Genomic DNA, 23173 nt, shown 5'->3' with positions numbered 1-23173 from the left:
TCTTAGGAAGGACCCATGCCCGATCAGCTCCCTGCGACCGATTCGACGTTTCGGCACGTGCCGGTCCTGGCCGATGTCCTGCTGAACGCACTCGACGAGGAGCCCAGTGATCACTGGCAGTCTGGCCTGGTTGTGGATGCCACGCTCGGCGGTGGGGGGCACAGCAGTCTGTTGCTGGACCGTTATCCCGACTTGCGCTTGATCGGGCTTGACCAAGACCCCACAGCGAGAGCGGCGGCCGCGACGCGTCTGAGCCCCTGGAAGGAACGGGTCAGCATCGTGGCCACGAATTTCGCCGATTACAGCCCTCCTCAGTCGGCATCCTTGGTGCTGGCGGATCTCGGCGTCAGCAGTCCCCAGCTTGATGTCGCAGCGCGGGGGTTCAGCTTTCGCCTCGATGGTCCCCTCGACATGCGCATGAATCCGGAGAGCGATGGGGAGACGGCAGGGGAGTTGATCGAACGGATGGAGGAGTCCGATCTGGCTGATCTGATTTATGCCTATGGCGAGGAGCGCCTGTCCCGCCGGATTGCTCGCCGGATCAAGGCGGATCTGGCCGCGCAGGGGCCCTACGCAGGCACCGCCTCCCTCGCATACGCGGTTGCCGGCTGCTATCCACCCAAAGCCCGGCGCGGGCGGATCCATCCAGCGACGCGCACCTTTCAGGCTCTGCGCATCGCCGTGAATGACGAACTGGGGGTGCTGGACCAGCTGCTGAGCTCTGCTCCCGGCTGGCTCCAGCCTGGGGGGGTGCTGGCGATCATCAGTTTTCACTCACTGGAAGACCGGCGTGTGAAAACGGAATTTCTCAAGGATGAGCGGCTGGACAGGATCACCCGGCGCCCGTTGGTGGCTTCTGCTGAAGAGCAGGAGCGCAATCCACGCAGCCGCAGCGCCAAGCTGCGCATCGCGCGGCGACGATCCACTGAAGCCGCCTGCTCAGCGCGTGGCTGAATCGTCGACAGCGATCAAACCGGTGTGGTCGGTCGATCCGAAGAGCTGGCGGTAAGCCGCCGTTGTGATGCAGGCGACCACTGGAGCAGCCACGAGAAGGCCAACGCCGCAGAGCAGGGTGCCGATCACGAGGATCACGGCATCAACGATCAGCAGCAGCACCACCCACCACCAGGAGGGGTCCACAGCTTCCCGCCCCCGTTGGATGGCTTCGAAGGGGCCTGGCTTTTCCAGCAGAGCCACATAGGGCAAGAACATCTGGTTCACCGAGAGGTAGATGAACAGAATCAGGGTGATCAGAGCAGGGATCCAAATCAATGCCTCGTTGACCTGGCCAAGTCCGTAGGCCACGCCGAAGCAGATCACCAAAATCAGCAGGAACAGAAGGTTGAGAGCGATCGAACGCACGAAAACCCGACCTGCAGCCGAGCTGTTCCAACGAGAGAACTGCGAGAACTCTGGTCTCTTGCCGTCAAGTGCGGCCCAGGAGCCGCGAACCATTCCGATCACCCCCCAGAGGTTGATGATCACCGATCCAATCACTCCCACAATGGTCATCAGGGTCTGGAGTGAACCCTCGACCCAAAGCGTTGGAAGATTGGTGATCAGCTGAAAGATGAACGAAAGAACACCAATGAGCAGGGTGAAGAGAACAAACTGCCAGGGAGCTTTGGTGAACGCTGTCCAGCCGTCTTCAACAGCTTGGAGAACGTGGAGGCGACCACTGTCTGGTGCTGTTGTCACGGCTTAACCAATTAATTGCTCGGAAGGTAACCGTTTTGACGGACTTTTCCAGGTTTTGTGATTAGCGGCAAACGCTCGACTTGGTGTCTCAGTCGTCTTGCAACTGGGTGATGCATGCCGAGATCGCGTCCACAGCGCGATGGATGTCGGCAACGGTTGTGGTTCGCCCCAGGCTTAGGCGTAAGGACGCTTCCGCTTCCCGTCGGCTGAGGCCGATGGCCTGAAGAGCATGGGATGGCTGACCCCGACTGCAAGCGGAACCGCTGCTGCAAGCCAGTGAGCGCTTCAAGCAGCGATGCAGGCGCACACCCGAAACATCCGGGACGGTGATATTGAGGTTGTGCGCCAGCCGCGGCTCAGGGGCACCATTCATCCTCAACTGGGGATGACGGGACTTCAGCCCCTGCCAAAGCTGGTCTCTGAGAGTGGCGAGCTGGTCTTGTCTGGTCTCCAGGTCGGCGTGTGCGAGGTCTGCCGCCGCAGCGAAGCCAACGATCAAGGGCACGGGCAAGGTCCCCGGCCGCAGCTCCTGTTCCTGGCCTCCTCCCCAGAACAGCGGCTGGATGGAAACGTTGCGGCGTTTCACCAGCGCGCCGATTCCTTTGGGGCCATTCAGTTTGTGGGCGCTGAGGCTGATGAGATCGCAGCCCAGCTCGTCCCGATTCAGGCGGAGGTGACCGAACGCCTGGGCTGCATCCGTGTGCAAGGTGATGCCCCTGCTCTGGCAGAGCTCCGCCAGTTCGCGCATTGGCTGAACCACGCCGATCTCGTTGTTGGCCACCATCACGCTCACCAGCTGTGTGTCGTCCCGAAGCACGCCCTTCAGGGCGTTCGCATCGATCAGGCCTGTGTCCTTCGGGTGCAGCACGGTTAGCGCGAAGCCTTCCCGCTGCAGCTGGTGCATGGGATCCAGCACCGCATGGTGTTCCGTGGCCAGGGTGACCACGTGACCGCAGCGCCCTTCAGCCTGGGCGCGGGCACGGGCATGGCCCAGAAGGGCGAGGTTGTTGGCTTCCGTGGCCCCGCTGGTGAAGATCAGGTCGTTGGCTTCAACCCCCAGGTGGGAGGCCAGCCTGCTCCGTGCTGAAGCCACGGCTGCCGCTGCGGTGAGTCCCAGTCGGTGTTGCCGGCTTGAGGCGTTGCCCCAGTCCTGCTCCCACCAAGGCTCCATCGCCTTCACAACCAGGGGATGGCACGGGGTTGTGGCTTGATGGTCAAGCTGGATGAGGTCGCCTGGGATCAGATCGGCGCTGGTTGTTGGCAGCATGGTGTGACGTTGTGATCGATGCGATGCGTGCCTTGTGCTTGATCTCCAGTCTGGGCCTGATGGCAGCGTCTGCTGTGCAACCCGTGATGGCCGAAGGGTTCAGCCGCGAACAGATCCTCGAGCAGATGAAATCCATGCGTCCCCCGGATCTGGTTGTTCTTGAAACGCGGAATGTGGGCGGTGAGTACACCCTGGGCATTTTTGCGATCAAGCGCGATCCGGCCAACCCGGCGCTGCGCAAATTCAAGTTGTGGCAGGAGTATCCCGACAATCTCTTGATCCCCAGTGAGTCGGTGGATTGCAGTGCCGAAGAGCCAGTGCGGGTCACCCGCGATCAAGAAGCGATTTACATCCGCAAACTCAACCCGGGTGGCCCGGTGCGTGCCACAGCGAGGGAAGACCATTTGGTGTGGTGGGCCGCCTGCCATCCCGAACTGGCGGGTCAGGATCCTGGTTCGTTGACGGATAAAGCCAGAGAACTCGGTTATTCCACCCTGCTAATCGAATCCCAGGAAGTGTTGCGGTTGCCTGGGGGCTGACCCACCTAGATTCCGCCCAGACTTGATCAGGCCATGACTGCCTCAGTGCCCGAGCAGCCACCCGTTCGTCTGTTGCTGGTGGACGACGAACCGGGGCTGCGTTCCGCCGTTCAGGCCTACCTCGAGGACGAAGGTTTCGAGGTGACCACGGCTGTAGACGGTGAAGAGGGTTTCGGCAAAGCCCAGCAGTTGCTGCCGGATGTGGTGATCACCGATGTGATGATGCCGCGCCTGGATGGTTACGGGCTGCTCACGCGCTTGCGGGCTGATGAACGGCTGGGAGGCACACCGGTGATTTTCCTGACGGCCAAGGGAATGACCGCTGACCGCACCCAGGGGTATCTCGCGGGTGTTGATGATTACATTCCCAAGCCCTTTGACCCCGATGAATTGGTCGCCCGGGTTCGCAACGTGGCCCAGCGCCAGCAGCGCCTGCTTCAAGAAGCAGCTCGCTTTGCAGACGCGGACATGGGGCAGATCGCAAAGCAGATCACTGAAATCCGTTCATTGCTGGCCCAGGCAGAGGCTCTCCCCGCGCAGGAGCCCGTTCAGCACACCTTCACTCCCCGCGAAAGCAGTGTGCTCCAGTTGGTTGCCGAGGGGTTGATGAACAAGGAAATCGCAAGGCAGCTGGAAACGTCGATCCGCAACGTGGAGAAATACGTGAGTCGCCTCTTCATCAAGACCGGAACCTCCAGTCGCACCGAGCTGGTGCGCTACGCCCTGCAGCATCGCTTGGTGGAGTGAAGGGCTGGCGGCCCGCTGCGTTGAATCAGGGCTGGACGTATTCGGATCGAATCGAAAGGTCCGAGTCGGGCCAGATGTTGACTGCCGTGATGGCCAGCCGGTACGGCCATTCGTCGAGGGATGTTTGGCAGAGCCGCATCCGTACCGGCGAATTGCTTCTGAATGGAACGTGTCTTCAGAACGATGTGCCTGTGGGCTCAAAGGATGTCGTGCAATGGCGGCGACCTCCATGGCTTGAGCCTGCGATTCCGGATCGGTGGTCCGTCGTTTACGACGATGGTGATGTGTTGGTGATCAACAAGCCGTCGGGTCTACCGGTGATGCCGGGCGGCGGATTTCTCCAGCACACCCTCTCGGCCTTGTTGATGGAGACCAGTCGCTTGGCCGGCTCCAGCCAGGCTCCCAAGCCGGTGCATCGTTTGGGGCGCTTTACGTCAGGGCTTCAGGTGTGTGCGCGCCGACCGCAAACACGGGCCAGGCTTTCACGGCAGTTCCGGCCAGAGGGCGGTTGCCGGAAGACCTATCTGGCCTGGGCGCAGCCTATGGCGGGATTGCGAGCGGATCAGCCGTTGGTGGTGACCACCGATGTGGTCGAGCGTTCCCATCCCCTTCTCGGATGGGTCTGGGGGCCTGATCCTTCTGATGGAGAGCCTCTGCGCAGGCGTTTGCAGGCCCGCAGTGAGCTTCGCCTTCTCAGGCGCTGCAGCCAAGGCGATCTTGTCGAGGTGGCCATCAGCACCGGTCGCCCGCATCAGATCCGCATCCACCTGGCGCAATTGGGGTCACCCTTGCTCGGCGATCCGCTGTATCTGCCGCAGCAGCGCATCAACACTGCTGCAGTGCCTGGGGATGGCGGCTATCGGTTGCATGCCCACACGCTGGTGTTTGAGAACGGCCTGCATCTCAGCTGTGAGGCCGGGTCTCGGTTTACCCCGGGTTAACCGCTGCTTGCCAAGATTGGATTGCTTTTAGGTTGTTGGTTGTGCAACGTTCGCTGACTGTTGTTGCTTTGAGTTCACTCTTGCTGGCGGCAGGGTGCGCCAGGAGTGAAAACGAGACTTTGCAACCTGAGGCTAAAATCCTGGAAGTGGCCTTTTGCGGGGTCGAAAAGGGAACCGTCATCGATTCAAATAATGACGGTCGATTTGACGTTGGGGATACTGTTACTTATAAGCTCATTGTTGCTAAGGATTCAGGTAAAGAGGGCTGCGATAAGGCTGATGGATCGTTTTATGGCATTGAGCAGGTTGTCGAGCGGCGACAGGTTGATGGTGAAGATGTTTTCCTGACCAGCGCACAGGGAACGTTTATTTTTAAAGACGGCAACCTGCAGGTTCGCTCGATGGGACATCTTCAGGCTGATGCTGCAGAGATGCAGGTCATGACAAAAACCGGGGCCATGGATTTGTCGATCAGCGACATCATCCCTGTGAAACACGAAGCGACTGTTGTTGGACAGGGAGGCATCTACAGCGGTTTTGTCGGAACGGCAATGTTCGTCCCCGGTACCCCCCCTGTCGCGGAGTTCAAGCTCTTTAATCGCTTTGGCTCCTGATCAGTCTTTCTTGCGAAACTCGATCAGCCTTGAGAAATAGAACGGGGCCTTGTTCAGGCTCCGTCGAACGGGTTCAAAGCCGCAGGCCATCGCAGCCTTGACGATGCCTTCCTCCTTCAAGGTGTAAGCGCGGGTGGTTTTGCTGGGGCCTGGAAACAACTGGCCGATGCTCTTCAGGATCGCCAGCAGTGGGGTGTAGGGAGCGAAGCTCACGATCAGCCGTTGCTCGCTGAGGCTGCAGAGGTGTTTCACCATCTCTTCAGCGGCTGCCTGGGGGTAATGGATGAAAACATCCAGGCAGCACACCGTGTGGAAGGAGCCGCTCAGGCTCTCCAGGTCACTGGCGAAGAAGTGGAGCTTGCTCATGTCGAGGCCGGCCTCCCCTGCACGGCGTTCCGCTTCCTTGGCCATCGCTTCGGAGATGTCGCTGGCACTGATCGAGCCCGCACCCATCGCTGCCAGAGGCAGGCTGAGACTGCCCACACCGCAACCGGCATCACAGAAACTCACCTCGCTGAGTTCGCCGCTGTCTTTGATCCAGGCCAGCACTTCATCCACGGTTTTCTGATGGCCGATGCGGATGTTGCGCTGCACCTTGTTCACATCGTCGGATTCGCTGTAGATGCGATTCCAGCGATCGAAGCCTGTGGTCTCGAAATACCCCTTCACCTCCTGCTTCTCGGCCAGCTTGTCCTTCAGCTGCTGTTCAGGGGTCATCGGCTTGGTGATGCGTCGGCGGGATCTTAAACAGCCTCACGCCAGGCCAGGGATGCACCTTCCTCGCTGAGGTTCCAGCGCAACAGATGGTCGATGGGTTGCCCCTCCAGTCCTTCAACGCTGTGATCCATGCCGATCACCCGTCTCGGTGCCATTGTTGCGGCCCAGATCGCCCCATCCGCATCGCCGCTCCAGCGGGCGAGCCGGCAACAACCTTCGAGCAGGGGCAGGGTCACGCCCGCGAGGGTTCCGTCCTCCAGCCGGCAGGTTCCGTCTTGCACGTGCAGGACGCGTTCGTCCCAACGGTGTTCACCATCGGCCAACCCATACGGTGCCAGCGCATCACTCACCAGCACGGTCTGATCGCCGGCCATGCGTTGCAGCAACACCGCCATGGTGGGGTGCACGTGAACGCCATCGGCAATCAGTCCAAGAGCGATGCCGCCGCGACGGCAGGCCTCCCCCACGGGGCCAGGAGCGCGGTGATGGAGGCCCGGCATGGCGTTGAACGCGTGGGTGAGCATGCTCACCCCTTGATCAAAGGCTGTCGCGGCTTGCTCGGCGGTGGCTGTGCTGTGGCCCAGGGCCACGGTGATTCCGAGGGCATTCAGATGGGTGATCAGATGCTCTGCGCCGGGTTGTTCCGGGGCGAGCGTGACCAGGCCGATCTCGGTCTCAAATCCCGCGATCCGCTGGTTCAGCTCAGCAAGGCTCGGTGGGGCAATGTGGGCGATCGGGTGAGCGCCTCGGCGTTCTGTCGCCAAAAACGGACCTTCCAGGTGCGCCCCCAACAAGCGGCAGCGGCCCTCGTGGTGCATGCTTCTGGCCTGGCTCAGCACGGAGAGCGCGCGGCGCAGGGGAGCGACGCCACAGGTGACCAGGGTCGGGGCGATGGCCTCGACACCATCACGCCATAACTGGTCGAGAAGCTGCAGCAATCGGGGGAGATCGTCGTCGCAAAGCTCAGGGAAGGCAAGACCGAGCCCCCCGTTGATCTGCAGGTCAATTCCCCGGGGACTGAGCCAGTCTCCGTTCCAGCTTTCTCCTGCCATCGCAGCCATCGCCGGCATGGGGCCGATCTCGGTGATCACACCTTGATCACTCAAGATCAGCCAGTGCAGACCCTGGCTTGGTGTTGTTCCAGGGCATTGAGGCAGTCGCACGTGGGTGATCCGGCGCATGCGGGCGGTCTGGTGCGGGACGATGGAAGTCTCGCCCTCTCCGCGCGTTTTGCCTGTTGCCATGACGCCTTCCGATCCAGTCCAGTCATCGATCACACCGCGGGTGGCCGTGATCATGGGCAGTGATTCCGACCTCCCGACCCTGCACCCCGCCGTTGAGGTCCTGGAGAGGCTCCAGGTTGCCGTGGAGGTGCGCGTGTTGTCGGCCCATCGCACACCGATGGAGATGGTGAACTTTGCCCGTGAGGCCCACAACCGCGGGTTGCAAGTGATCGTGGCCGGTGCCGGCGGCGCGGCTCACTTGCCGGGGATGGTGGCGTCTCTGACGACCCTGCCGGTGATCGGCGTGCCGGTGCGCAGCACCATGCTCTCCGGTGTGGATTCTCTGCATTCGATTGTGCAGATGCCGGGTGGTATTCCCGTGGCGACGGTCGCCATCGGGGGCGGATTGAATGCAGGACTGCTGGCGGCGCAGATCCTTGCGCTCCAAGACCACGCCTTGATGGAGCGTCTCGGGGCTTATCGACGTCAGCTGCACGATGCCGTGACCGCGAAGGATCAACGGCTGGTCGAGCTCGGATCGGCGGCCTATCTGGACATCATGGCCACAATGGGCGCAAGAACCAACGCCCCATGAATGGTCCTGCCTGGATGCGCTGGAGCCTGGCGTTGCCTCTGCTCACCCTCAATCTTTTTGTGCTTCGCCAGCTCACAGTTCCGCTGGCTCCGTTTCCAGGACTGTTTCTCACGGCGGCACTGATCGCGTTTCTGCTCGATATTCCTTGCGTCTGGCTTACAGGCCGTGGCCTTCCCCGGTGGTTAGCAATCGTGATGGTGACCCTGTTCACCATCAGCCTGCTCGTGTTCGCGGGCGTCACCCTGGTGCCTCTGCTGATCGACCAACTCGGGCAGCTCATCAATGCCCTGCCGAGTTTGCTCAATCAGGCTGAGGGCTGGATCACAAGCTTGCAATCCTTGGCTGAAGCAAGGGGATTGCCAAGCGAATTCGGGGACTTGAGCAGTGACCTGGTCACCCGAGCCGGTCGGGTGGCCAGCCAGATCAGCCAGAGGTTGCTCGGCATCCTCGGGGCAACCCTGGGAACCACCATCAACACAGTGATTGTGTTGGTCTTGGCGGTGTTCTTTCTTCTGGGTGGCCGCTCGATTGCAGCGGGCCTGGCCCGTTGGCTTCCCACGGCTTGGCGTGAGCTCGTGATCAGCACGCTTTCAAGCACATTCCGGGGCTACTTCGCCGGCCAGGTTCTGCTGGCTCTGATCCTGGCCATGGGTCAGATCGTGGTCTTCACGGTGCTCAAGATTCCCTACGGCGTTTTGTTTGCCGTTTTGATCGGTTTCACCACCTTGATCCCCTATGCGAGCGCCCTCACGATCATCGCGGTGAGTGGACTTCTGGCTTTTCAGGACCCCAAGACAGGTTTGGAGATCCTGGTGGCGGCGATCCTGGTCGGTCAGCTGGTGGATCAGGTGATCCAACCGCGCTTGATGGGCAGCATCGTGGGACTGCAGCCGGCCTGGCTGCTGATCGCCCTTCCTCTCGGCGCCAAAGCGGGAGAGCTGTATGGCTTTGGTGAGTTGCTGGGTTTGCTTCTGGCCGTTCCGGTGGCCAGTTGTTTCAAAACGCTGGTGGATGCCTGGGCAGAGCATCAAGGCATCCCTGCCAGCAGTGAGTTGATCAAGCCTGAGCGGGGATGATCCCCCGACTCTCGAGTGCGCTCACAACCTCGTTGACACAGGTTTCAAGCTCTCCAGCGCCTGTATCGACAGAGAGTTCCGGATGCTCCGGAGCCTCATAGGGGCTGGAAATTCCTGTGAATTCCTTGATGTCGCCCGCTCTGGCCTTGGCGTAAAGGCCCTTGGTGTCGCGTTCTTCGCAGACGCTCAGGTCTGCTGAGCAGAAGATTTCGAGAAAGTCACCCTCACCCACCAGGGCACGGGCTTTATCGCGATCAGCGCGGAACGGGGACACAAAAGCTGTGAGAACGATCACGCCAGAGTCCAGAAAGAGCTTGGCAACTTCACCGATGCGACGGATGTTCTCCTCCCTGTCTGCGTCCGAGAAGCCAAGGTCGCGGCAGAGACCATGGCGAACGTTGTCGCCATCCAGCACATAGGTGGCCAGGCCGCGTTCAAACAGAGCCTGGTTCACGGCATTGGCCAGAGTGCTCTTGCCTGCTCCACTCAGGCCTGTGAACCAGAGAATGGCGCTGCGATGGCCACGCTGCTCAGCCCTGGCATCGCGGTCCACCGAGGCCTGATGCCACACGATGTTGGTGGCCTTCGGAGACGCTGAGCTCATGGGAGACGTGAGGTGAACAATCGAGGCGCATTGTCGCTCAACCGCCCGCCCGCTTCGGTCGGTACCCCTCCTTCGTCAAGAGTTCCAAGGCCAGATCCACCTGGTCACCCTGCAGTTCGATGCAATCACCTTTCAGCGTGCCGCCACTGCCGATCCTGGTTTTCAGCTTTTTCAGCAGTGTTTTGAATCCGGCGGGGTCGAGATCCAGCCCGCGGATCACGGTGACGGTTTTGCCACCCTTCCCTCCCCGGGTGGGCTGGACCCGAACCCTTTGTTCTGCCTTGGGTGTCGGGTCTGACGACGGGGCCACCGGTCGCTGCAGACTGTCGGTGCTGCTGAATTCCTGCCAGCCTCCCTTCGGCATCGTTCCCCTTGAACCCCCCCCATCCTGCCGTCTCTGCGATGAACGCTTCTGCATCCACACCGCAATGGGCTGATTCGAGCCAGGGTCTCGGTCGCTGGATTGAGCGGTTGATCAGCATCGGCTGGCTGCGTCGACCCCTGTTCTTTCAGGCTCGGCAGCTGATCATCCGCACGGCTGAACGCAACGGCATCCCCTGGAGGGCGCGCCGCAAGACGCTGTGGGATCAAGCGAGTTCCCGGCAGTCGGAGCTGACGACCCCTGGTTTGGTCCCGCCCGATTACTACCGCGCTCGCTTCCATGCCTATGAGCAGGGCAATCTCTGCTGGCAGGCCGCCGCGGAGGCTGAGCAAGCCACCGATGCCATGGCATTACGCATCTGGCCTGAGGAGACCCTCACCCCTCTGATCGCCCAGACCCGTCTGCGCGATGCCATTCATCAGGTGGTGGAGCCCCTGCTGACCACCTCGGTGCAGCAGGCACTGGATCTGGGGTGTTCCGTGGGCGTCAGCACCCAGCATCTAAGTCGCTGGCTGCGCTTGCGTGCCGAGAGGCGACAGGAGTCACCTCTGCGCATTCACGGTTTGGATCTTTCCCCCGAGATGCTCGCTGTCGCCAGCGTGCGCGATCACGAGGGATTGGTGGATGGTTGGGTGCATGCCGCAGCGGAAAACACAGGGCTGGCAGCGGCGTCGTACGACCTGATCAGCCTTCAGTTTGTGTGTCATGAGCTGCCTCAGAGCGCCACCCATGCCGTGCTCGCGGAGGCGTTCCGGTTGCTTCGGCCTGGGGGAGCCTTGCTGATGGTGGATCAAGATCCGGCGTCGTCGGTGCTGCAGCGTTTGCCTGCCGCCGTGGCCACGTTGCTGAAGAGCACGGAGCCCTACATCGAGCAGTACTTCCGCCTCGATATGGCTGAAGCGCTGCAATCCGCTGGTTTCAGGGATCTGCGGATCCAGTCCTGTGATCCACGGCATCGCGTGATCGCCTGCTTACGCTGAGTCAACGCTCAAGGGTCGCGCGTGCGGTCCATTGCTTCGTGACTAGCACCTTGCCCTCGCAACCCTCTGCCTCCGATCTCGCCGTCAGTTCGCGTCCAGCGGCTGCTGGCCGTTTTGGTCGTTACGGCGGTCAGTACGTCCCAGAAACACTGATGCCGGCATTGGCCGAGCTGGAGCAAGCGGCTGCTCAGGCCTGGAAAGATCCTGCGTTCACCGCGGAACTCAATCGGCTGCTGAAGAGCTACGTCGGCCGGGCTACACCGCTTTACGAAGCGGAACGGCTCACGGAGCACTACCGCCGTGCCGACGGTGGTCCCCGCATCTGGCTGAAGCGGGAAGACTTGAATCACACCGGTGCCCACAAGATCAATAACGCTCTTGGGCAGGCCCTTCTGGCTCTGCGGATGGGAAAGAAGCGGGTGATCGCCGAAACCGGTGCTGGCCAGCATGGTGTGGCCACCGCCACGGTTTGTGCCCGCTTCGGCCTGGAGTGTGTGGTGTACATGGGCGCTGAAGACATGCGCCGACAGGCTTTGAACGTGTTCCGGATGCGCCTCCTCGGTGCCACCGTTCACCCGGTGACGGCAGGGACCGCAACCCTCAAAGACGCCACCAGTGAGGCGATCCGTGACTGGGTCACCAATGTGGAGACCACGCACTACATCCTTGGATCTGTGGCGGGTCCCCATCCTTATCCCATGCTGGTGCGTGATTTTCACGCGGTGATCGGTCAGGAAACCCGGCAGCAGTGCCGGGAGGCGTTTGGGCGTCTGCCCGACGTGTTGATGGCCTGCGTCGGTGGGGGATCGAATGCGATGGGTCTGTTCCACCCCTTTGTTGAGTGCACCGATGTGCGTCTGATTGGTGTGGAAGCCGCTGGTGACGGCGTCGCAACCGGACGTCATGCCGCCACCATCACCGAAGGACGGGTGGGCGTGCTGCACGGAGCGATGAGTCTCCTCCTGCAAGACCAGGACGGTCAGGTCCAGGAAGCGCATTCCATCAGTGCCGGTCTGGATTATCCAGGTGTCGGCCCTGAGCACAGCTACCTGCGTGAGATCGGGCGAGCTGAATATGGTGCTGTCACCGATGCCGAGGCGCTGGAAGCCCTGCAGCTGGTGAGTCGGCTGGAAGGGATTATTCCTGCTCTGGAAACGGCCCATGCCTTCGCCTGGCTGGAAACGCTTTGCCCCACACTCCCCGCAGGAACGGAAGTGGTTCTCAATTGTTCAGGTCGAGGCGACAAGGATGTCAACACCGTGGCAGAGCGTCTCGGAGATGCCCTCTGATTGACGGATGCATCTGCCTCTGGCGCTCATTCCGGTGTTGCTTCTGCTGGCCGGGATGCTGCTCAGCCGAGTGGATGTCTGCATGGTGTCCTCAGTGGTGGGATGCTTGCGAGGGGAGTGGCGCAAGGCCCAGATCGTGCTGGTCATCACCACAGCCATCGCTGTGGTTCTGCTGGTTTTCACTGCATTGGGCGAACTACAGCCCCCACAACTTCCTCTGTACTGGTGGGTTCCAGCAGGTGGACTGCTCTTTGGCTTTGCGTCAGCGCGCAATCAGGGTTGTTTTTTAGGGTCCAGTCTTCAACTCACGCGTGGCGACTGCAGGGCCTGGCTGACGGCCCTGGGTTGGATTTTGGGATTCTGCTTGAGTGGGTTTGTCCAGCCTGTGGAGGCTTTGCAGGCTTCGCCGCTGCGGATTGCCACGGTGACCGCGTTGCTGATTGTGCTGGCGCTCTGGTCTCTGCGGATGCCCCTGTCTCCTCCTCCGCAGCGTCTTCGACGCGGGCCGATCGCTCCTGATCAGATGACACGGTCCATTTGGGTTGCCAGCCCGCGGACAGTCGCGACCTCTGAACTGTTTGGCATTGTGTTGCTGTTGGGGATGGCTTTAGAGGCCTGGATCCGGGACCGCTTCCACTGGAGGCCTGCCTCATGGTGTGACCTGCCGCGCCTGGGCTGGGGGATCCTGATGGCGATGGGATCCGTGCTTGCGCTCGGGGGAAATGACAGCCAGTTGTTTCGCTATTTACCGGGCGGATCACCCCACGCCTGGTTGGCACTTCCAGCGATGATGCTGGGGATCTGGCTGTCGCTGATCAGCTCAAGAGATGGTTGAGGTGTTTCGCAACACATTGAACGGCAGCACGTGCCGTGGCGTAAGCCATGCGCATTGGGCCCACAAGAGCCACTTGCCCCACACCTCCTTGTCCATCCCGATAACTCGATTGGATCACAGAACAGTCGCTCAGAGCCGTATGGGGATGCTCTCCGCCGATCCAAACCCAGTCATCATGACCGGGACCGCTGGGGATGAAGGCGGCGGGGTTGCAATCCATCAGATCGAGGAGCGGGGCCACCTTGGTGCTGTCGCTGAACTCCGGTTGTGCCACCAGTCTGGACACGCCATGAACGTGAGCGCTCTGATCACTTGGGCTGATGAATCGACCTTCTTCGTTGTGAAGGGCTTCCCTCAGTGCCTGTCCACAGGTTTGCAGCTGCTGCGGTAACGACTCCCAGCTGATCTGTCCGGACTGATGCAGTTGATCATCAGTCCAGCGCTCAAGGGCCGCCACCTGATGGACACTGCCATGAGGCAAACGCAGATTGAGGTGATGGGTTTGGCTGGAATCAGCCACCAGCATCACCAAAAGCCTTTCATCCGTGGGGACCAGGCGAATCGCGTGCAGCCGTTGCTCTGACGGTTGCGGCAGGGTGATCAAGCTCATCAACCCTGTGAAATCGGTTAAGCGCCGTGTCAGCTGCTGCAGGAGATCATCGAGTGCAGCCCAGCGCAAGCTCAGTTGGGTGAGTTCCTGCTCAAGGTGGTGAACTGCGGCTCCAGGCTTGGGCAGCAAGCAGTCCACGTAGTGGCGGTACCCCCTTGGACTGGGAATTCGACCGGCGGATGGATGGGGCTGCACCAGCAGGCCTTTTTGCTCCAGAGCTCCCATCGCCGAACGCACCGTGGCTGAGCTCGCCTGAAGCCCGAAACGCTGAACGAGGGTTTTGCTGCCTACCGGTTCAATCGTGTCCACGTAGTGATGGACCGTGGCCTGCAGCACTTCCTGTTGGCGTCGGGGCAGGAGCTCCACAGCAGCTAATGAGATGCAGCGATCGTACGAATGATTCCTTGGATTCGAGCGTGACCGTCACGAAGCCGACGGTTGGTTCAGGCAGGGATGGCGCTCAGTAGCGCGGCACGGAGGAATCCACGGCCAGGCTCCAGGCATCAATGCCACCCTCGAGATTCCAAACCTCCTGCGCGGGATTGCGTTCCAGCAGCCAGCATCCGAAGTTCCAGCTGCGCACCCCTGCATGGCAAAGCACAACCACGGCTTGGGATGCGGGCAGCCGCTGGTCGATGGCATCCATCCATTGCGCCGCCTCACTTAACGGCAGATGCTCCACTGGGTAGGGAAAGGCAGCGATTGTCAGTTCTCTGTGTTCACGAACATCGACCAGGGTCAACGCAGGCTCCTTCTTCAGCCAGGCCGCCAGCTCCGCGGCGGTCAGGGGTTGAGGCGTGCGTTGGTTCATGGCATCAGTCTGGCTCTGGGCTGGCCATGCATCCTGGATGCATGAAGATGACCATGATGTCCTTCACCGCTTGTTCATGAAGGGGCGTTCGTTCCTGCTAGCTCTGGTCGCATCGGCCATGGTGCTCCTCACCCTGGCCCTCGGGGTGTGGTGGGCAATGGCCAGACAGAGCCCGCTACGGATTGTGGATCGCCCGTTGGAGCTCACCCGAGCGGCGCGATTCATGCCCCGCGATGCTGAGCTCACCTTCAATTGGCTGGTGGATCCGTCGCGCATCCCGGCCTATGCCCGAGCTGTTGCCCCGGTGCGTCAGCGAGAGGCCGTGAGTGAAAGCACCCGCCAGCTCCGTGATGGCGCGTTCGCTCTGGCAGGCCTGAATTTCAACGACGAACTGCGGGACTGGATCGGCCCGCAGGTGAGTTTGGCCGTGTTGGATGACAGCACCGCCAACGCCGGTGATCCGGGCGCTTTGGGGTGGGTTCTGGCTCTGTCCAGTCAGGACGACGACGGGGCGAGACGTTTCCTGCAGCGGTTCTGGCAGACCCGCAGCCTGGCCGGGACTGATTTGCAGATCACCCGCTATCGGGGCATGGGTGTGATTAGTGGTCGAGGTGCCTTGTTGGGGCGCGACCCCCAGCCGATCGCCACGGCACTGATCGATGATGACCTTCTGCTCCTGGCTTCAGGCCGTGGGGTACTGGAGCAGGCCCTCGATGTGTCGCAGTTGGAGAGTTTGCAGCTCCAAGGCGATGAAGGTCTTGCCAATGATTTGAGATCTCTCGGTTCTGGGGTGGCGTTTCTCACAGCCAGTCCAGCTGCCATGCAGCGTTGGCTTGGCGTCCCCGCCGTGATCGCCAACCGTGGTGACCTCACCGGTTTGGTCGCTGGCCTCGCAACCCAGGGCACGGATCTCGACCTGAAGGCGCTGGTTCGTTTTCGAGACGAGGTGATACCTGCGGCCGATGAACGTTCTGATGCTGAGGCTCTCCTTGCCGGTGCCGGGGGGGACGCTCACGCGCTTGCCCTGTTGTCGGCGCCCCAGGCATTGATCAATCCCGACAGCCAGAATCCTTTGGCGCAGTGGATTGCTCCAGCGTTGCGGCGAGCGCTGGAGTCCAGCACGGCAGAAGGGGCAGCGGCTGTGGCTGCTCTCGATTCCGGCCCGCTGCTCTTCCAAGAGGGTGAGGCGGGTTGGCTTCTGGGCAGCCGTGCGGATGCACCATCGCCGGATGCGGTGAGCCGCCAGCTCGAGCAAGGCGGCCTCGTGGGATCCACCCTGGATGCCGATGGCCAATCGCTTCAGGTTTGGACACGGCTGGTGCGTCAACGACGCCATGGTGAGGAGTCGCTGACGGCTGATCTTGCTGTGGCGTTAGAGCATGTTTCTGGCTTCAACTGGTGGGGGCAAACCCTGGAGGGACTGCGTCAACGTCGCAGTGGCAGCGATCCAAGCGCTCTGAAGCAGCATCTGCAGGAGTTGCGCAGCCTTGTCAAGGCACCGATCACGCAGCAGCTCGCCCTGTCCGCCGATCCAAGTCGGGATGGCCTTGCTCAGTGGCGTCCCTGGATTCTGCTTCAGGGCCTGGGTGGACGAGCGCTGAGTCCTGCGGTGCAGAGCCTCACGCTGGCTGCAGCACCAGACTCAGCATCAAGTCAGAGTGGTGAGTCGAGCAGCCTGCGTCTGCATGCCCGCCTCCGATTCGGTTGATCTCTTTCTGTTCCGTCATGGCATTGCTGCTGAACGGGACCATGGGCAGGACCATCCGGATCGCCCCCTGACGCTGCGCGGAGTGCAGCGCACCTTGGCTGTCGCCAACCGCCTTCGGGCTTTGGGTTATCGAGCCGACCAAATTCTCTGCAGTCCTTACAGGCGTGCCGCAGAAACCGCCGATCTGGCCGTACAGGCGGGTTTGGCTTCGCAGGCAAGGATCGAGTCGACCCTCGCCCCTGGACGCGATCCCAGGCCTTTGCTGCGATCACTCCACGGCCGATGCCTTCTGGTCGGCCATGAACCCGATCTCAGCGCGCTCGCCGCTGCACTGATCGGGGCGGCACCTGGCAGCCTGCGATTGCGCAAAGCAGGCTTTTGCCATCTCCGTTGGGATGCGCTTCTTGACGAGCCTTTCGGACGTGCTGAGCTGCAGGCGCTGCTCAAGCCTCGACTCCTGATCCCGAGCTCCGATTAGGTTGCCTCTGAGTTGAAGGCGATTGGTGAGTCCAACCGAGGGGGGAGAAATCCGTCATGAGCGCACCGGTTTGGTGTTCCGCCCTGGGTTGGAAGGGGTTCCTGCAACCCAGTCGTCAATCTGCGACATCGACGGGCAGAAGGGATTGCTGTCCTATCGCGGCTATCCCGTTGATGTGCTCGCGTCCCACTGCAGTTTCCTGGAAACCACCTACCTACTGATCTGGGGTGAACTCCCCAATCCACAGCAGCTGAGAGATTTCGAGCAGGAGGTGCAGATGCACCGACGGGTGAGCTTCCGCGTTCGCGACATGATGAAGTGTTTTCCATCGGATGGTCATCCGATGGATGCTCTGCAGTCGAGTGCGGCCTCGCTCGGGTTGTTTTACTCCCGGCGCGCCATCGATGATCCCCAGTACATCTACGACGCCGTCGTGCGGTTGATCGCCAAGATCCCCACCATGGTTGCGGCGTTTCAGTTGATCCGCAAAGGACAGGATCCGATTCAACCCCGTGATGACCTGGCCTATTCGGCCAATTTCCTTTACATGCTCATGGAGCGTGAGCCTGACCCTCTGGCGTCCAGAATCTTTGATCGCTGTCTGATCCTGCATGCGGAACACAGCCTGAATGCCAGCACGTTCAGCGCGAGGGTGACAGCCAGCACGTTGACCGACCCTTACGCCGTGGTCGCTTCCGCTGTGGGAACCCTGGCCGGTCCCCTGCATGGAGGAGCCAATGAAGATGTGCTCGCCATGTTGGATGAGATCGGGACAGCCGATCGTGCCGCCGATTACCTCGATGCGGCCATCGCAAGCAAACGCAAAGTGATGGGTTTCGGCCATCGGGAGTATCGGGTGAAAGACCCCCGTGCTGTGATTCTTCAGGCACTGGCCGAAGAGCTGTTTGCCCGCTTCGGCCACGACGAGATGTACGACGTGGCCCGTGCTCTAGAGGCCGCTGCCGAGCGTCGCCTCGGGCCGAAAGGGATTTTCCCCAATGTGGACTTCTACTCGGGCCTGGTGTACCGCAAGCTCGGCATTCCAAGGGATCTGTTCACGCCCGTGTTTGCCATCGCCAGGGTGGCGGGATGGCTTGCCCACTGGCGGGAGCAACTGGGCGCCAACCGCATTTTCCGGCCCTCTCAGATCTACACGGGCTGTTCGATGCGTCAGTGGAGCCCGCTGGAAGACCGGCTTCCCTCCGCAAGCACCTAAGTTGCACACATCAATTCTCAGTTCATGGTGACTTTCTTTGCCACCAATGCACCGGCTCTGGTGAGTCCCGGTCTGGATCTCGAACAGAGCTTCAGTCAGACCCTGGAGGGCTTCGGTCTCTCTGATCAGGCGGCCCGGTTGATCTGGCTGCCGCTGCCCATGCTTCTGGTGCTTGTGGCAGCAGTGGTTGGTGTGCTGGTGACGGTCTGGTTGGAACGCAAGATCTCCGCTGCTGTTCAGCAGCGCATTGGACCGGAATATGCCGGAGCTCTCGGTGTTCTTCAGCCCCTTGCCGATGGCCTCAAGCTTCTGGTCAAAGAGGACATCATTCCGGCAAGGGCTGATGGGTTGCTGTTCACGCTTGGCCCTGTGCTCGTCGTGGTGCCGGTGATCCTGTCCTGGCTGATCGTTCCCTTTGGACAGAATCTTCTGATCAGCAATGTGGGGGTTGGGATCTTCCTCTGGATCTCCCTCAGCAGCGTTCAGCCCATCGGGCTGCTGATGAGTGGGTATGCCTCCAACAACAAGTACTCCCTGCTCGGTGGACTCAGGGCTGCCGCCCAGTCGATCAGCTACGAGATTCCGCTTGCTCTCGCTGTTCTCGCGGTGGTGATGATGAGCAATTCACTCAGCACCGTCGACATTGTCAGCCAGCAGACAGGCGCTGGAATCCTGAGCTGGAACATCTGGCGCCAACCGGTGGGTTTCCTGATCTTCTGGATCTGTGCCCTGGCTGAATGCGAACGTCTTCCTTTCGACCTCCCCGAAGCGGAAGAGGAACTGGTCGCCGGTTACCAGACCGAATACGCGGGCATGAAATTCGCCCTCTTCTATCTGGGCAGTTACATCAACCTGGTGTTATCCGCCCTTCTGGTCTCCGTTCTGTATCTCGGTGGCTGGGGCTTCCCAGTGCCCGTGGAATGGCTCGCTGGTTGGCTTGGCCAGTCTGTTGACGCGCCGCTCGTTCAGGTGATCACAGGCGCGACAGGCATCGTGATGACCGTGCTGAAGGCTTACCTGCTGGTGTTCATCGCCATCCTGCTGCGCTGGACCACGCCCCGGGTGCGCATTGACCAGCTCTTGGACCTCGGTTGGAAATTTCTGCTTCCGCTGGCCTTGGTCAATCTGCTGGTCACGGCGGCTCTCAAGCTCGCATTCCCCGTAGCGTTCGGTGGGTGAACACGACACTTTCATCCGGGTGACGTCATCATGACGCTCTGGTTTTCTCTCGTCAGACCGCTTCTTACCTGACCTCCGCCAATGTTCGGTTTCCTCAAACAGGTTGGTGACTACACCCGCGACGCTGTTGACGCAGCGCGCAATCTCACCCAAGGCCTGGCTGTCACCTTCGATCACATGAAGCGCCGTCCCGTGACGGTGCAGTATCCCTACGAGAAGCTGATTCCGTCAGAGCGCTACCGCGGAAGGATTCACTACGAGTTCGACAAGTGCATCGCTTGTGAAGTCTGCGTGCGGGTTTGTCCCATCAACCTCCCAGTGGTGGACTGGGTGATGAACAAGGAGACCAAGAAGAAGGAGTTGCGGAACTACTCCATCGACTTCGGGGTCTGCATTTTCTGTGGCAACTGTGTGGAGTACTGCCCCACCAATTGCCTGTCGATGACGGAGGAGTATGAGCTGGCTGCTTTCGACCGCCACAGCCTCAACTTCGACAACGTGGCCCTCGGGCGGCTCCCCACCAGTGTGACCACCGACCCCGCCGTCCAACCCCTCAGGGAATTGGCGTATCTTCCGGCCGGTGAAGTGCAGCCCCATGGCGTGGATCCATCGCGTCCGCGGGCAGGTCAACGTCCCGACCAGGTTCTGTCCTCTCTGAAGCAGAACGCTGGTGGCTCAGCAGGCAATGAGGGAGAATCGGCGACATCAACCAACACCAGCAAGGGGAGCGCTGAATGACGATCGCAGCGTCAACGCAGCTGATCAGCTTTCTTGTTCTCAGCGCCGTCATCGTTCTGGGAGCCCTTGGTGTTGTGCTCCTCAGCAACATCGTGTACTCGGCCTTCCTCCTGGGTGGCGTTTTTCTCGCGGTCGCTGGCCTTTATTTGCTGCTGAATGCCAGCTTCGTGGCAGCCGCCCAGGTCCTGGTCTACGTCGGTGCTGTCAATGTTCTGATCCTGTTCGCGATCATGCTGGTCAACAAGCGTGAGGATCTGGCTCCGATTCCTGGGATTGCGGTCCGTCGTCTGCTCTCCGGTGGGGTTTGTGCGGGCTTGTTCGTTCTCCTGACCCGCGTGGTGCTCACCACGCCTTGGGCTCAGGGGCCAGAGCCCATCGGCGAAGGGGCGACGATTCGCATCGGTGAGCACCTTTTCACCGACTACCTGCTTCCCTTCGAGCTGGCATCCGTGCTGCTTCTGATGGCCATGATCGGGGCCATCGTGCTGGCGCGGCGGGATGTGCAGGCAGTGGACCCAGGCACTGGTGAAGCTGTGGATCAAGGCCTGATCGAAAAAGCACGCACTCCTCTGCTGGTGGACCAGCCACCCGCCTGATCTTCTCTTCCCCTCTCACCCATGGCTTCTGAGCTGCTTTCCGGTTCCGTTCCCCTCGAGGCTTACCTTCTTGTTGCGGCAGTTTTGTTCTGCACAGGAGTTTGGGGGCTGATCAACAGTCGTAACGCTGTTCGGGTGCTCATGAGCATCGAGTTGATGCTCAACGCCGTGAACATCAATCTCATGGCGTTCTCGTCCTACGTGGATGGACAGTTGATTCGAGGGCAGGTGTTCTCGGTTTTTGTGATCACCGTGGCTGCGGCGGAGGCTGCTGTTGGTTTGGCGATTCTTTTGTCGCTTTATCGCAATCGCGTCACAGTGGACATGGAACGCTTCAACCTTCTGCGCTGGTAGGGCAGCGCCCCCACCATGCAGCTGCAACGGGTTTGGCTGATCTACAGGGCTGACAGTCCGCTCGCTCTGAAGGAGGCAAAAGCGTGTGCTTCCCAGTTGGAGTTGCTGGGTGTGTCTGTTTCGATCGCCATGAGTGGGCTCACGGCGGATCCCTTTCCCGGTCTCCTGGCGTCCGAGCCTGAGCTGCCTGATTTGGCGGTTGTTCTCGGTGGCGATGGCACCGTGCTTGGAGCCGCTCGGCACCTGGCCGTTCTGGATGTCCCCATCCTCTGCTTCAACGTGGGTGGCCATCTGGGATTTCTGACCCATGAGCCTGGCCTGCTGCGCAGTGACACGCTCTGGACGCGGATTCTTGAGGATCATTTCGCCATGGAGCGACGCATGATGCTTCAGGCCGTGGTCAACAGAGGCGATGATCTGGCCTGTCCCGTTTCAGGCCTTCCCTCTGGGGCGACGTCTGTGGAGGAACGGCACTGGGCTCTCAACGACATCTATCTCCGCCCTTATCGCGAGGATCTTGCCCCAACCTGCACGTTGGAACTGGAGATTGATGGAGAGGTGGTGGATCAGGTGAGGGGTGATGGGTTGATCCTGTCCACACCCACGGGGTCCACCGGCTACGCCATGGCGGCTGGAGGACCCATTCTTCACCCCGGGATTGACGCCATCATTGTCAGTGCCATCTGTCCGATGAGCCTGTCGAGCCGGCCGATTGTGCTTCCCCCTCGCTCGCGTCTGGTGATCTGGCCTCTCGGGGATTCCCATCGCCAGGTGAAGCTCTGGAAGGATGGTGCCGCCGGGGAAGTGATGGCACCTGGGGAATGCTGTGTGATTCAACGGGCTCCCCATCACGCCCTCATGGTGCAGCTGGAGCAGAACCCTTCGTACTACCGCACCTTGTCGCGCAAACTGCATTGGGCGGGCAGTTTGGTCGACAGCATGCCATCGCCAAACTGAAACCCCGATGCCTCTCGAGATTGAACGACGTTTCTTGGTGACCGGTTCGTGCTGGCGTGCCTTGGCAGGTGCTCCTCAGCCGCTCAGGCAGGGCTATCTGGCGATGTCCAAGGAGGGTGTCACCGTGCGGATGCGCTTGCGCGCCGATGGTCAGGCTTGGCTCACCCTCAAGGCGCCCACGTCGGGACTTGCACGCCATGAATTCGAATATCCCCTGCCCACCTCCGATGCTGAGGCGCTCTGGGATCTGGCACCCCATCGCCTGATCAAGACCCGCTATTCCCTCGCGCTGCCCGGTGGTGACTGGGTTGTGGATTGCTTCGAGGGGGACAACGCCCCTCTTGTGCTCGCTGAGGTGGAGTTGGCAAGTGAAGGGGCCTCTCTTGATCTGCCTTCGTGGTGTGGTCAGGAAATAACGGGTGATGGTCGCTGGAGCAATGCGGCCCTCGCTGCCGCTCCCCTTGCGGCATGGCCTGAGGAGGTGAGATCCCGCTACGGCTTGAGCACCAGTGAATGAGTCCAAACACCCTTGAAGGCTTCTTTGGTTTTCCTTTAGATTTCTCTCAGCAAACGTGAAGGTGCCGTGCACGGCCTCTATGACCATGAGGGGATTCTGCGATTCATCGGTCTCGATCGCGAGGCCTGCATCGCCTATGCCGACCTCTTCGACCTGTCTCTGACGCACTGCTCGATGCTTGACCTGCCTGTTCCGTTGCCGTTGGCGGTTAGGACGCGTCGTCGGATGCGTCCGGAAGCGAGCAGCAGTTGAAGCCATCCCGGCAAATCTTGCCGTGATCCATCGCCCAGTTGAGAAGGGCAACGCGGTTCTTGGATCCGGTTTTTGTGAACACGTTGCTCACGTGATTATCAACGGTGCGCTTGCTGATGGTGAGTCGCTCGGCAATCTCTTGATTGGTCAATCCCTCTGAGACCAGTTCGATGATTTCAAGCTCCCTAGCGGAGAGAGAAACATTCATAGCGTCTGCTCCCTCGCCATTGGTCATACTGACCGACTGGAT

The 23173-nt window shown here is 60.8% G+C and carries 29 protein-coding genes; 20 read left to right on the top strand and 9 right to left on the bottom strand.

The annotated features are described in order from the left end of the window. Positions 1 to 15: 15 nt before the first annotated feature. A complete protein-coding gene (gene rsmH / locus SynBMKMC1_RS13345) occupies positions 16 to 954 on the top strand; it encodes a 16S rRNA (cytosine(1402)-N(4))-methyltransferase RsmH (protein WP_186472077.1) in 939 nt (312 codons plus the stop codon). Here the strand turns inward: rsmH and SynBMKMC1_RS13340 are convergent. Further along, positions 940 to 1698, bottom strand: coding sequence for a hypothetical protein (locus SynBMKMC1_RS13340; RefSeq protein ID WP_186472076.1), 759 nt, complete (start codon positions 1696 to 1698; stop codon positions 940 to 942). The two genes, rsmH and SynBMKMC1_RS13340, sit on opposite strands and share 15 nt — an antisense overlap. Positions 1699 to 1786: 88 nt before the next feature. After that, positions 1787 to 2965 (bottom strand): cysteine desulfurase family protein, encoded by a 1179-nt coding sequence (locus tag SynBMKMC1_RS13335; RefSeq protein ID WP_186472075.1) that lies wholly within the window; start codon positions 2963 to 2965, stop codon positions 1787 to 1789. Positions 2966 to 2988: 23 nt separating this feature from the next. Between SynBMKMC1_RS13335 and SynBMKMC1_RS13330 the strand changes: the two genes are divergently transcribed. From SynBMKMC1_RS13330 to SynBMKMC1_RS13315, 4 genes are read left to right on the top strand one after another with little or no spacing between them, the layout of a single operon-like run. Further along, positions 2989 to 3504: a hypothetical protein gene (locus tag SynBMKMC1_RS13330; RefSeq protein ID WP_011934197.1), complete on the top strand. Its 516-nt coding sequence runs from the start codon at positions 2989 to 2991 to the stop codon at positions 3502 to 3504. A gap of 33 nt (positions 3505 to 3537) precedes the next feature. Next, the gene (locus tag SynBMKMC1_RS13325) at positions 3538 to 4251 is read left to right on the top strand and encodes a response regulator transcription factor (RefSeq protein WP_011934196.1); all 714 of its coding nucleotides are present in this window, start codon (positions 3538 to 3540) and stop codon (positions 4249 to 4251) included. Next, positions 4248 to 5192 (top strand): pseudouridine synthase, encoded by a 945-nt coding sequence (locus SynBMKMC1_RS13320; protein WP_011934195.1) that lies wholly within the window; start codon positions 4248 to 4250, stop codon positions 5190 to 5192. The genes SynBMKMC1_RS13325 and SynBMKMC1_RS13320 overlap by 4 nt, the downstream gene beginning before the upstream one ends. A 41-nt stretch (positions 5193 to 5233) precedes the next feature. Next, complete coding sequence (locus SynBMKMC1_RS13315) at positions 5234 to 5806, top strand: hypothetical protein (RefSeq protein ID WP_186472073.1); 573 nt, start codon at positions 5234 to 5236, stop codon at positions 5804 to 5806. Here SynBMKMC1_RS13315 and bchM read toward each other — a convergent pair whose 3' ends face one another. Continuing rightward, positions 5807 to 6523: a magnesium protoporphyrin IX methyltransferase gene (gene bchM / locus SynBMKMC1_RS13310; RefSeq protein WP_186472072.1), complete on the bottom strand. Its 717-nt coding sequence runs from the start codon at positions 6521 to 6523 to the stop codon at positions 5807 to 5809. Positions 6524 to 6549: 26 nt separating this feature from the next. After that, entirely contained in the window at positions 6550 to 7704 is a 1155-nt protein-coding gene (locus tag SynBMKMC1_RS13305) for an N-acetylglucosamine-6-phosphate deacetylase (protein ID WP_186473478.1), read from the bottom strand. 115 nt (positions 7705 to 7819) lie between these two features. Here SynBMKMC1_RS13305 and purE point away from each other — a divergent pair, with 115 nt between their 5' ends. Next, entirely contained in the window at positions 7820 to 8341 is a 522-nt protein-coding gene (purE, locus tag SynBMKMC1_RS13300) for a 5-(carboxyamino)imidazole ribonucleotide mutase (RefSeq protein WP_186472071.1), read from the top strand. Continuing rightward, positions 8338 to 9417 (top strand): AI-2E family transporter, encoded by a 1080-nt coding sequence (locus SynBMKMC1_RS13295; protein WP_186472070.1) that lies wholly within the window; start codon positions 8338 to 8340, stop codon positions 9415 to 9417. Before purE ends, SynBMKMC1_RS13295 begins: the two co-directional genes overlap by 4 nt. Here SynBMKMC1_RS13295 and cysC read toward each other — a convergent pair. Together cysC and SynBMKMC1_RS13285 are read right to left on the bottom strand one after the other, a co-directional pair. After that, positions 9398 to 10021: an adenylyl-sulfate kinase gene (gene cysC, locus SynBMKMC1_RS13290; protein ID WP_186472069.1), complete on the bottom strand. Its 624-nt coding sequence runs from the start codon at positions 10019 to 10021 to the stop codon at positions 9398 to 9400. The genes SynBMKMC1_RS13295 and cysC overlap by 20 nt on opposite strands. Before the next feature lie 37 nt (positions 10022 to 10058). Further along, complete coding sequence (locus SynBMKMC1_RS13285) at positions 10059 to 10385, bottom strand: translation initiation factor (RefSeq protein ID WP_011934188.1); 327 nt, start codon at positions 10383 to 10385, stop codon at positions 10059 to 10061. A gap of 38 nt (positions 10386 to 10423) precedes the next feature. On the opposite strand from SynBMKMC1_RS13285, the gene SynBMKMC1_RS13280 reads away from it, so the two are divergent. From SynBMKMC1_RS13280 to SynBMKMC1_RS13270, 3 genes are read left to right on the top strand one after another with little or no spacing between them, the layout of a single operon-like run. Continuing rightward, positions 10424 to 11383 carry a class I SAM-dependent methyltransferase gene (locus tag SynBMKMC1_RS13280; RefSeq protein ID WP_186472068.1) on the top strand — a complete coding sequence of 320 codons (960 nt, stop codon included), beginning with the start codon at positions 10424 to 10426 and terminating at the stop codon, positions 11381 to 11383. A 38-nt stretch (positions 11384 to 11421) separates the two neighbouring features. After that, positions 11422 to 12672 carry a tryptophan synthase subunit beta gene (trpB, locus tag SynBMKMC1_RS13275; RefSeq protein ID WP_186472067.1) on the top strand — a complete coding sequence of 417 codons (1251 nt, stop codon included), beginning with the start codon at positions 11422 to 11424 and terminating at the stop codon, positions 12670 to 12672. Positions 12673 to 12679: 7 nt separating this feature from the next. After that, entirely contained in the window at positions 12680 to 13507 is an 828-nt protein-coding gene (locus SynBMKMC1_RS13270) for a YeeE/YedE thiosulfate transporter family protein (protein WP_186472066.1), read from the top strand. On the opposite strand, the gene hrcA is transcribed toward SynBMKMC1_RS13270, so the two are convergent. Together hrcA and SynBMKMC1_RS13260 are read right to left on the bottom strand one after the other, a co-directional pair. Further along, complete coding sequence (hrcA, locus tag SynBMKMC1_RS13265; RefSeq protein WP_011934183.1) at positions 13488 to 14483, bottom strand: heat-inducible transcriptional repressor HrcA; 996 nt, start codon at positions 14481 to 14483, stop codon at positions 13488 to 13490. The two genes, SynBMKMC1_RS13270 and hrcA, sit on opposite strands and share 20 nt — an antisense overlap. 94 nt (positions 14484 to 14577) lie before the next feature. Continuing rightward, entirely contained in the window at positions 14578 to 14928 is a 351-nt protein-coding gene (locus tag SynBMKMC1_RS13260) for a rhodanese-like domain-containing protein (RefSeq protein ID WP_011934182.1), read from the bottom strand. On the opposite strand from SynBMKMC1_RS13260, the gene SynBMKMC1_RS13255 reads away from it, so the two are divergent. The 10 genes from SynBMKMC1_RS13255 to SynBMKMC1_RS13210 all read left to right on the top strand — a co-directional run bounded on the left by SynBMKMC1_RS13255 (position 14927) and on the right by SynBMKMC1_RS13210 (position 22923). Beyond that, positions 14927 to 16636 carry a DUF3352 domain-containing protein gene (locus tag SynBMKMC1_RS13255; protein ID WP_255486210.1) on the top strand — a complete coding sequence of 570 codons (1710 nt, stop codon included), beginning with the start codon at positions 14927 to 14929 and terminating at the stop codon, positions 16634 to 16636. The genes SynBMKMC1_RS13260 and SynBMKMC1_RS13255 overlap by 2 nt on opposite strands. Next, positions 16614 to 17114, top strand: a complete 501-nt coding sequence (gene sixA, locus SynBMKMC1_RS13250) for a phosphohistidine phosphatase SixA (protein ID WP_186472065.1) — start codon at positions 16614 to 16616, stop codon at positions 17112 to 17114. The genes SynBMKMC1_RS13255 and sixA overlap by 23 nt, the downstream gene beginning before the upstream one ends. A gap of 25 nt (positions 17115 to 17139) precedes the next feature. Beyond that, on the top strand, positions 17140 to 18330 hold the full coding sequence (locus SynBMKMC1_RS13245) for a citrate synthase (RefSeq protein WP_011934179.1): 1191 nt from the start codon (positions 17140 to 17142) through the stop codon (positions 18328 to 18330). A 60-nt stretch (positions 18331 to 18390) separates the two neighbouring features. Beyond that, positions 18391 to 19509, top strand: a complete 1119-nt coding sequence (nuoH, locus tag SynBMKMC1_RS13240) for an NADH-quinone oxidoreductase subunit NuoH (protein WP_186473476.1) — start codon at positions 18391 to 18393, stop codon at positions 19507 to 19509. Between the two features lie 81 nt (positions 19510 to 19590). After that, positions 19591 to 20247 carry an NAD(P)H-quinone oxidoreductase subunit I gene (gene ndhI, locus SynBMKMC1_RS13235; RefSeq protein ID WP_011934177.1) on the top strand — a complete coding sequence of 219 codons (657 nt, stop codon included), beginning with the start codon at positions 19591 to 19593 and terminating at the stop codon, positions 20245 to 20247. Then, positions 20244 to 20843: an NADH-quinone oxidoreductase subunit J gene (locus SynBMKMC1_RS13230; RefSeq protein ID WP_011934176.1), complete on the top strand. Its 600-nt coding sequence runs from the start codon at positions 20244 to 20246 to the stop codon at positions 20841 to 20843. Before ndhI ends, SynBMKMC1_RS13230 begins: the two co-directional genes overlap by 4 nt. 21 nt (positions 20844 to 20864) lie before the next feature. After that, positions 20865 to 21197 carry an NADH-quinone oxidoreductase subunit NuoK gene (nuoK, locus tag SynBMKMC1_RS13225; RefSeq protein ID WP_011934175.1) on the top strand — a complete coding sequence of 111 codons (333 nt, stop codon included), beginning with the start codon at positions 20865 to 20867 and terminating at the stop codon, positions 21195 to 21197. A gap of 15 nt (positions 21198 to 21212) precedes the next feature. After that, positions 21213 to 22154, top strand: a complete 942-nt coding sequence (locus SynBMKMC1_RS13220; protein ID WP_186472064.1) for an NAD(+) kinase — start codon at positions 21213 to 21215, stop codon at positions 22152 to 22154. Positions 22155 to 22161: 7 nt separating this feature from the next. Continuing rightward, positions 22162 to 22671, top strand: coding sequence for a CYTH domain-containing protein (locus tag SynBMKMC1_RS13215; protein ID WP_186472063.1), 510 nt, complete (start codon positions 22162 to 22164; stop codon positions 22669 to 22671). A gap of 66 nt (positions 22672 to 22737) precedes the next feature. Continuing rightward, positions 22738 to 22923: a hypothetical protein gene (locus tag SynBMKMC1_RS13210; protein ID WP_186472062.1), complete on the top strand. Its 186-nt coding sequence runs from the start codon at positions 22738 to 22740 to the stop codon at positions 22921 to 22923. Here the strand turns inward: SynBMKMC1_RS13210 and SynBMKMC1_RS13205 are convergent. Further along, entirely contained in the window at positions 22880 to 23158 is a 279-nt protein-coding gene (locus tag SynBMKMC1_RS13205; protein ID WP_186473475.1) for a helix-turn-helix transcriptional regulator, read from the bottom strand. The genes SynBMKMC1_RS13210 and SynBMKMC1_RS13205 overlap by 44 nt on opposite strands. Positions 23159 to 23173 lie beyond the last annotated feature (15 nt).

The sequence above is a fragment of the Synechococcus sp. BMK-MC-1 genome, from assembly GCF_014279955.1.
In the GTDB taxonomy this organism is placed as follows: domain Bacteria; phylum Cyanobacteriota; class Cyanobacteriia; order PCC-6307; family Cyanobiaceae; genus Synechococcus_C.
The sequence above is the reverse complement of the archived record's forward strand: the minus strand, read 5'-3'. Positions and strand labels throughout refer to the sequence as shown.

Coding starts and splice junctions, on each gene's coding strand:
- SynBMKMC1_RS13230 (WP_011934176.1), top strand. CDS start 20,244: ATGACGATCGCAGCGTCAACGCAGCTGATCAGCTTTCTTGTTCTCAGC.
- SynBMKMC1_RS13215 (WP_186472063.1), top strand. CDS start 22,162: ATGCCTCTCGAGATTGAACGACGTTTCTTGGTGACCGGTTCGTGCTGG.
- SynBMKMC1_RS13335 (WP_186472075.1), bottom strand. CDS start 2,965: ATGCTGCCAACAACCAGCGCCGATCTGATCCCAGGCGACCTCATCCAG.
- SynBMKMC1_RS13270 (WP_186472066.1), top strand. CDS start 12,680: ATGCATCTGCCTCTGGCGCTCATTCCGGTGTTGCTTCTGCTGGCCGGG.
- SynBMKMC1_RS13280 (WP_186472068.1), top strand. CDS start 10,424: ATGAACGCTTCTGCATCCACACCGCAATGGGCTGATTCGAGCCAGGGT.
- SynBMKMC1_RS13330 (WP_011934197.1), top strand. CDS start 2,989: ATGCGTGCCTTGTGCTTGATCTCCAGTCTGGGCCTGATGGCAGCGTCT.
- sixA (WP_186472065.1), top strand. CDS start 16,614: ATGCCCGCCTCCGATTCGGTTGATCTCTTTCTGTTCCGTCATGGCATT.
- SynBMKMC1_RS13220 (WP_186472064.1), top strand. CDS start 21,213: ATGCAGCTGCAACGGGTTTGGCTGATCTACAGGGCTGACAGTCCGCTC.
- SynBMKMC1_RS13305 (WP_186473478.1), bottom strand. CDS start 7,704: ATGCGCCGGATCACCCACGTGCGACTGCCTCAATGCCCTGGAACAACA.
- SynBMKMC1_RS13205 (WP_186473475.1), bottom strand. CDS start 23,158: ATGACCAATGGCGAGGGAGCAGACGCTATGAATGTTTCTCTCTCCGCT.
- purE (WP_186472071.1), top strand. CDS start 7,820: ATGGGCAGTGATTCCGACCTCCCGACCCTGCACCCCGCCGTTGAGGTC.
- cysC (WP_186472069.1), bottom strand. CDS start 10,021: ATGAGCTCAGCGTCTCCGAAGGCCACCAACATCGTGTGGCATCAGGCC.
- SynBMKMC1_RS13325 (WP_011934196.1), top strand. CDS start 3,538: ATGACTGCCTCAGTGCCCGAGCAGCCACCCGTTCGTCTGTTGCTGGTG.
- ndhI (WP_011934177.1), top strand. CDS start 19,591: ATGTTCGGTTTCCTCAAACAGGTTGGTGACTACACCCGCGACGCTGTT.
- SynBMKMC1_RS13285 (WP_011934188.1), bottom strand. CDS start 10,385: ATGCCGAAGGGAGGCTGGCAGGAATTCAGCAGCACCGACAGTCTGCAG.
- SynBMKMC1_RS13255 (WP_255486210.1), top strand. CDS start 14,927: ATGGCATCAGTCTGGCTCTGGGCTGGCCATGCATCCTGGATGCATGAA.
- SynBMKMC1_RS13295 (WP_186472070.1), top strand. CDS start 8,338: ATGAATGGTCCTGCCTGGATGCGCTGGAGCCTGGCGTTGCCTCTGCTC.
- rsmH (WP_186472077.1), top strand. CDS start 16: ATGCCCGATCAGCTCCCTGCGACCGATTCGACGTTTCGGCACGTGCCG.
- bchM (WP_186472072.1), bottom strand. CDS start 6,523: ATGACCCCTGAACAGCAGCTGAAGGACAAGCTGGCCGAGAAGCAGGAG.
- SynBMKMC1_RS13260 (WP_011934182.1), bottom strand. CDS start 14,928: ATGAACCAACGCACGCCTCAACCCCTGACCGCCGCGGAGCTGGCGGCC.
- nuoK (WP_011934175.1), top strand. CDS start 20,865: ATGGCTTCTGAGCTGCTTTCCGGTTCCGTTCCCCTCGAGGCTTACCTT.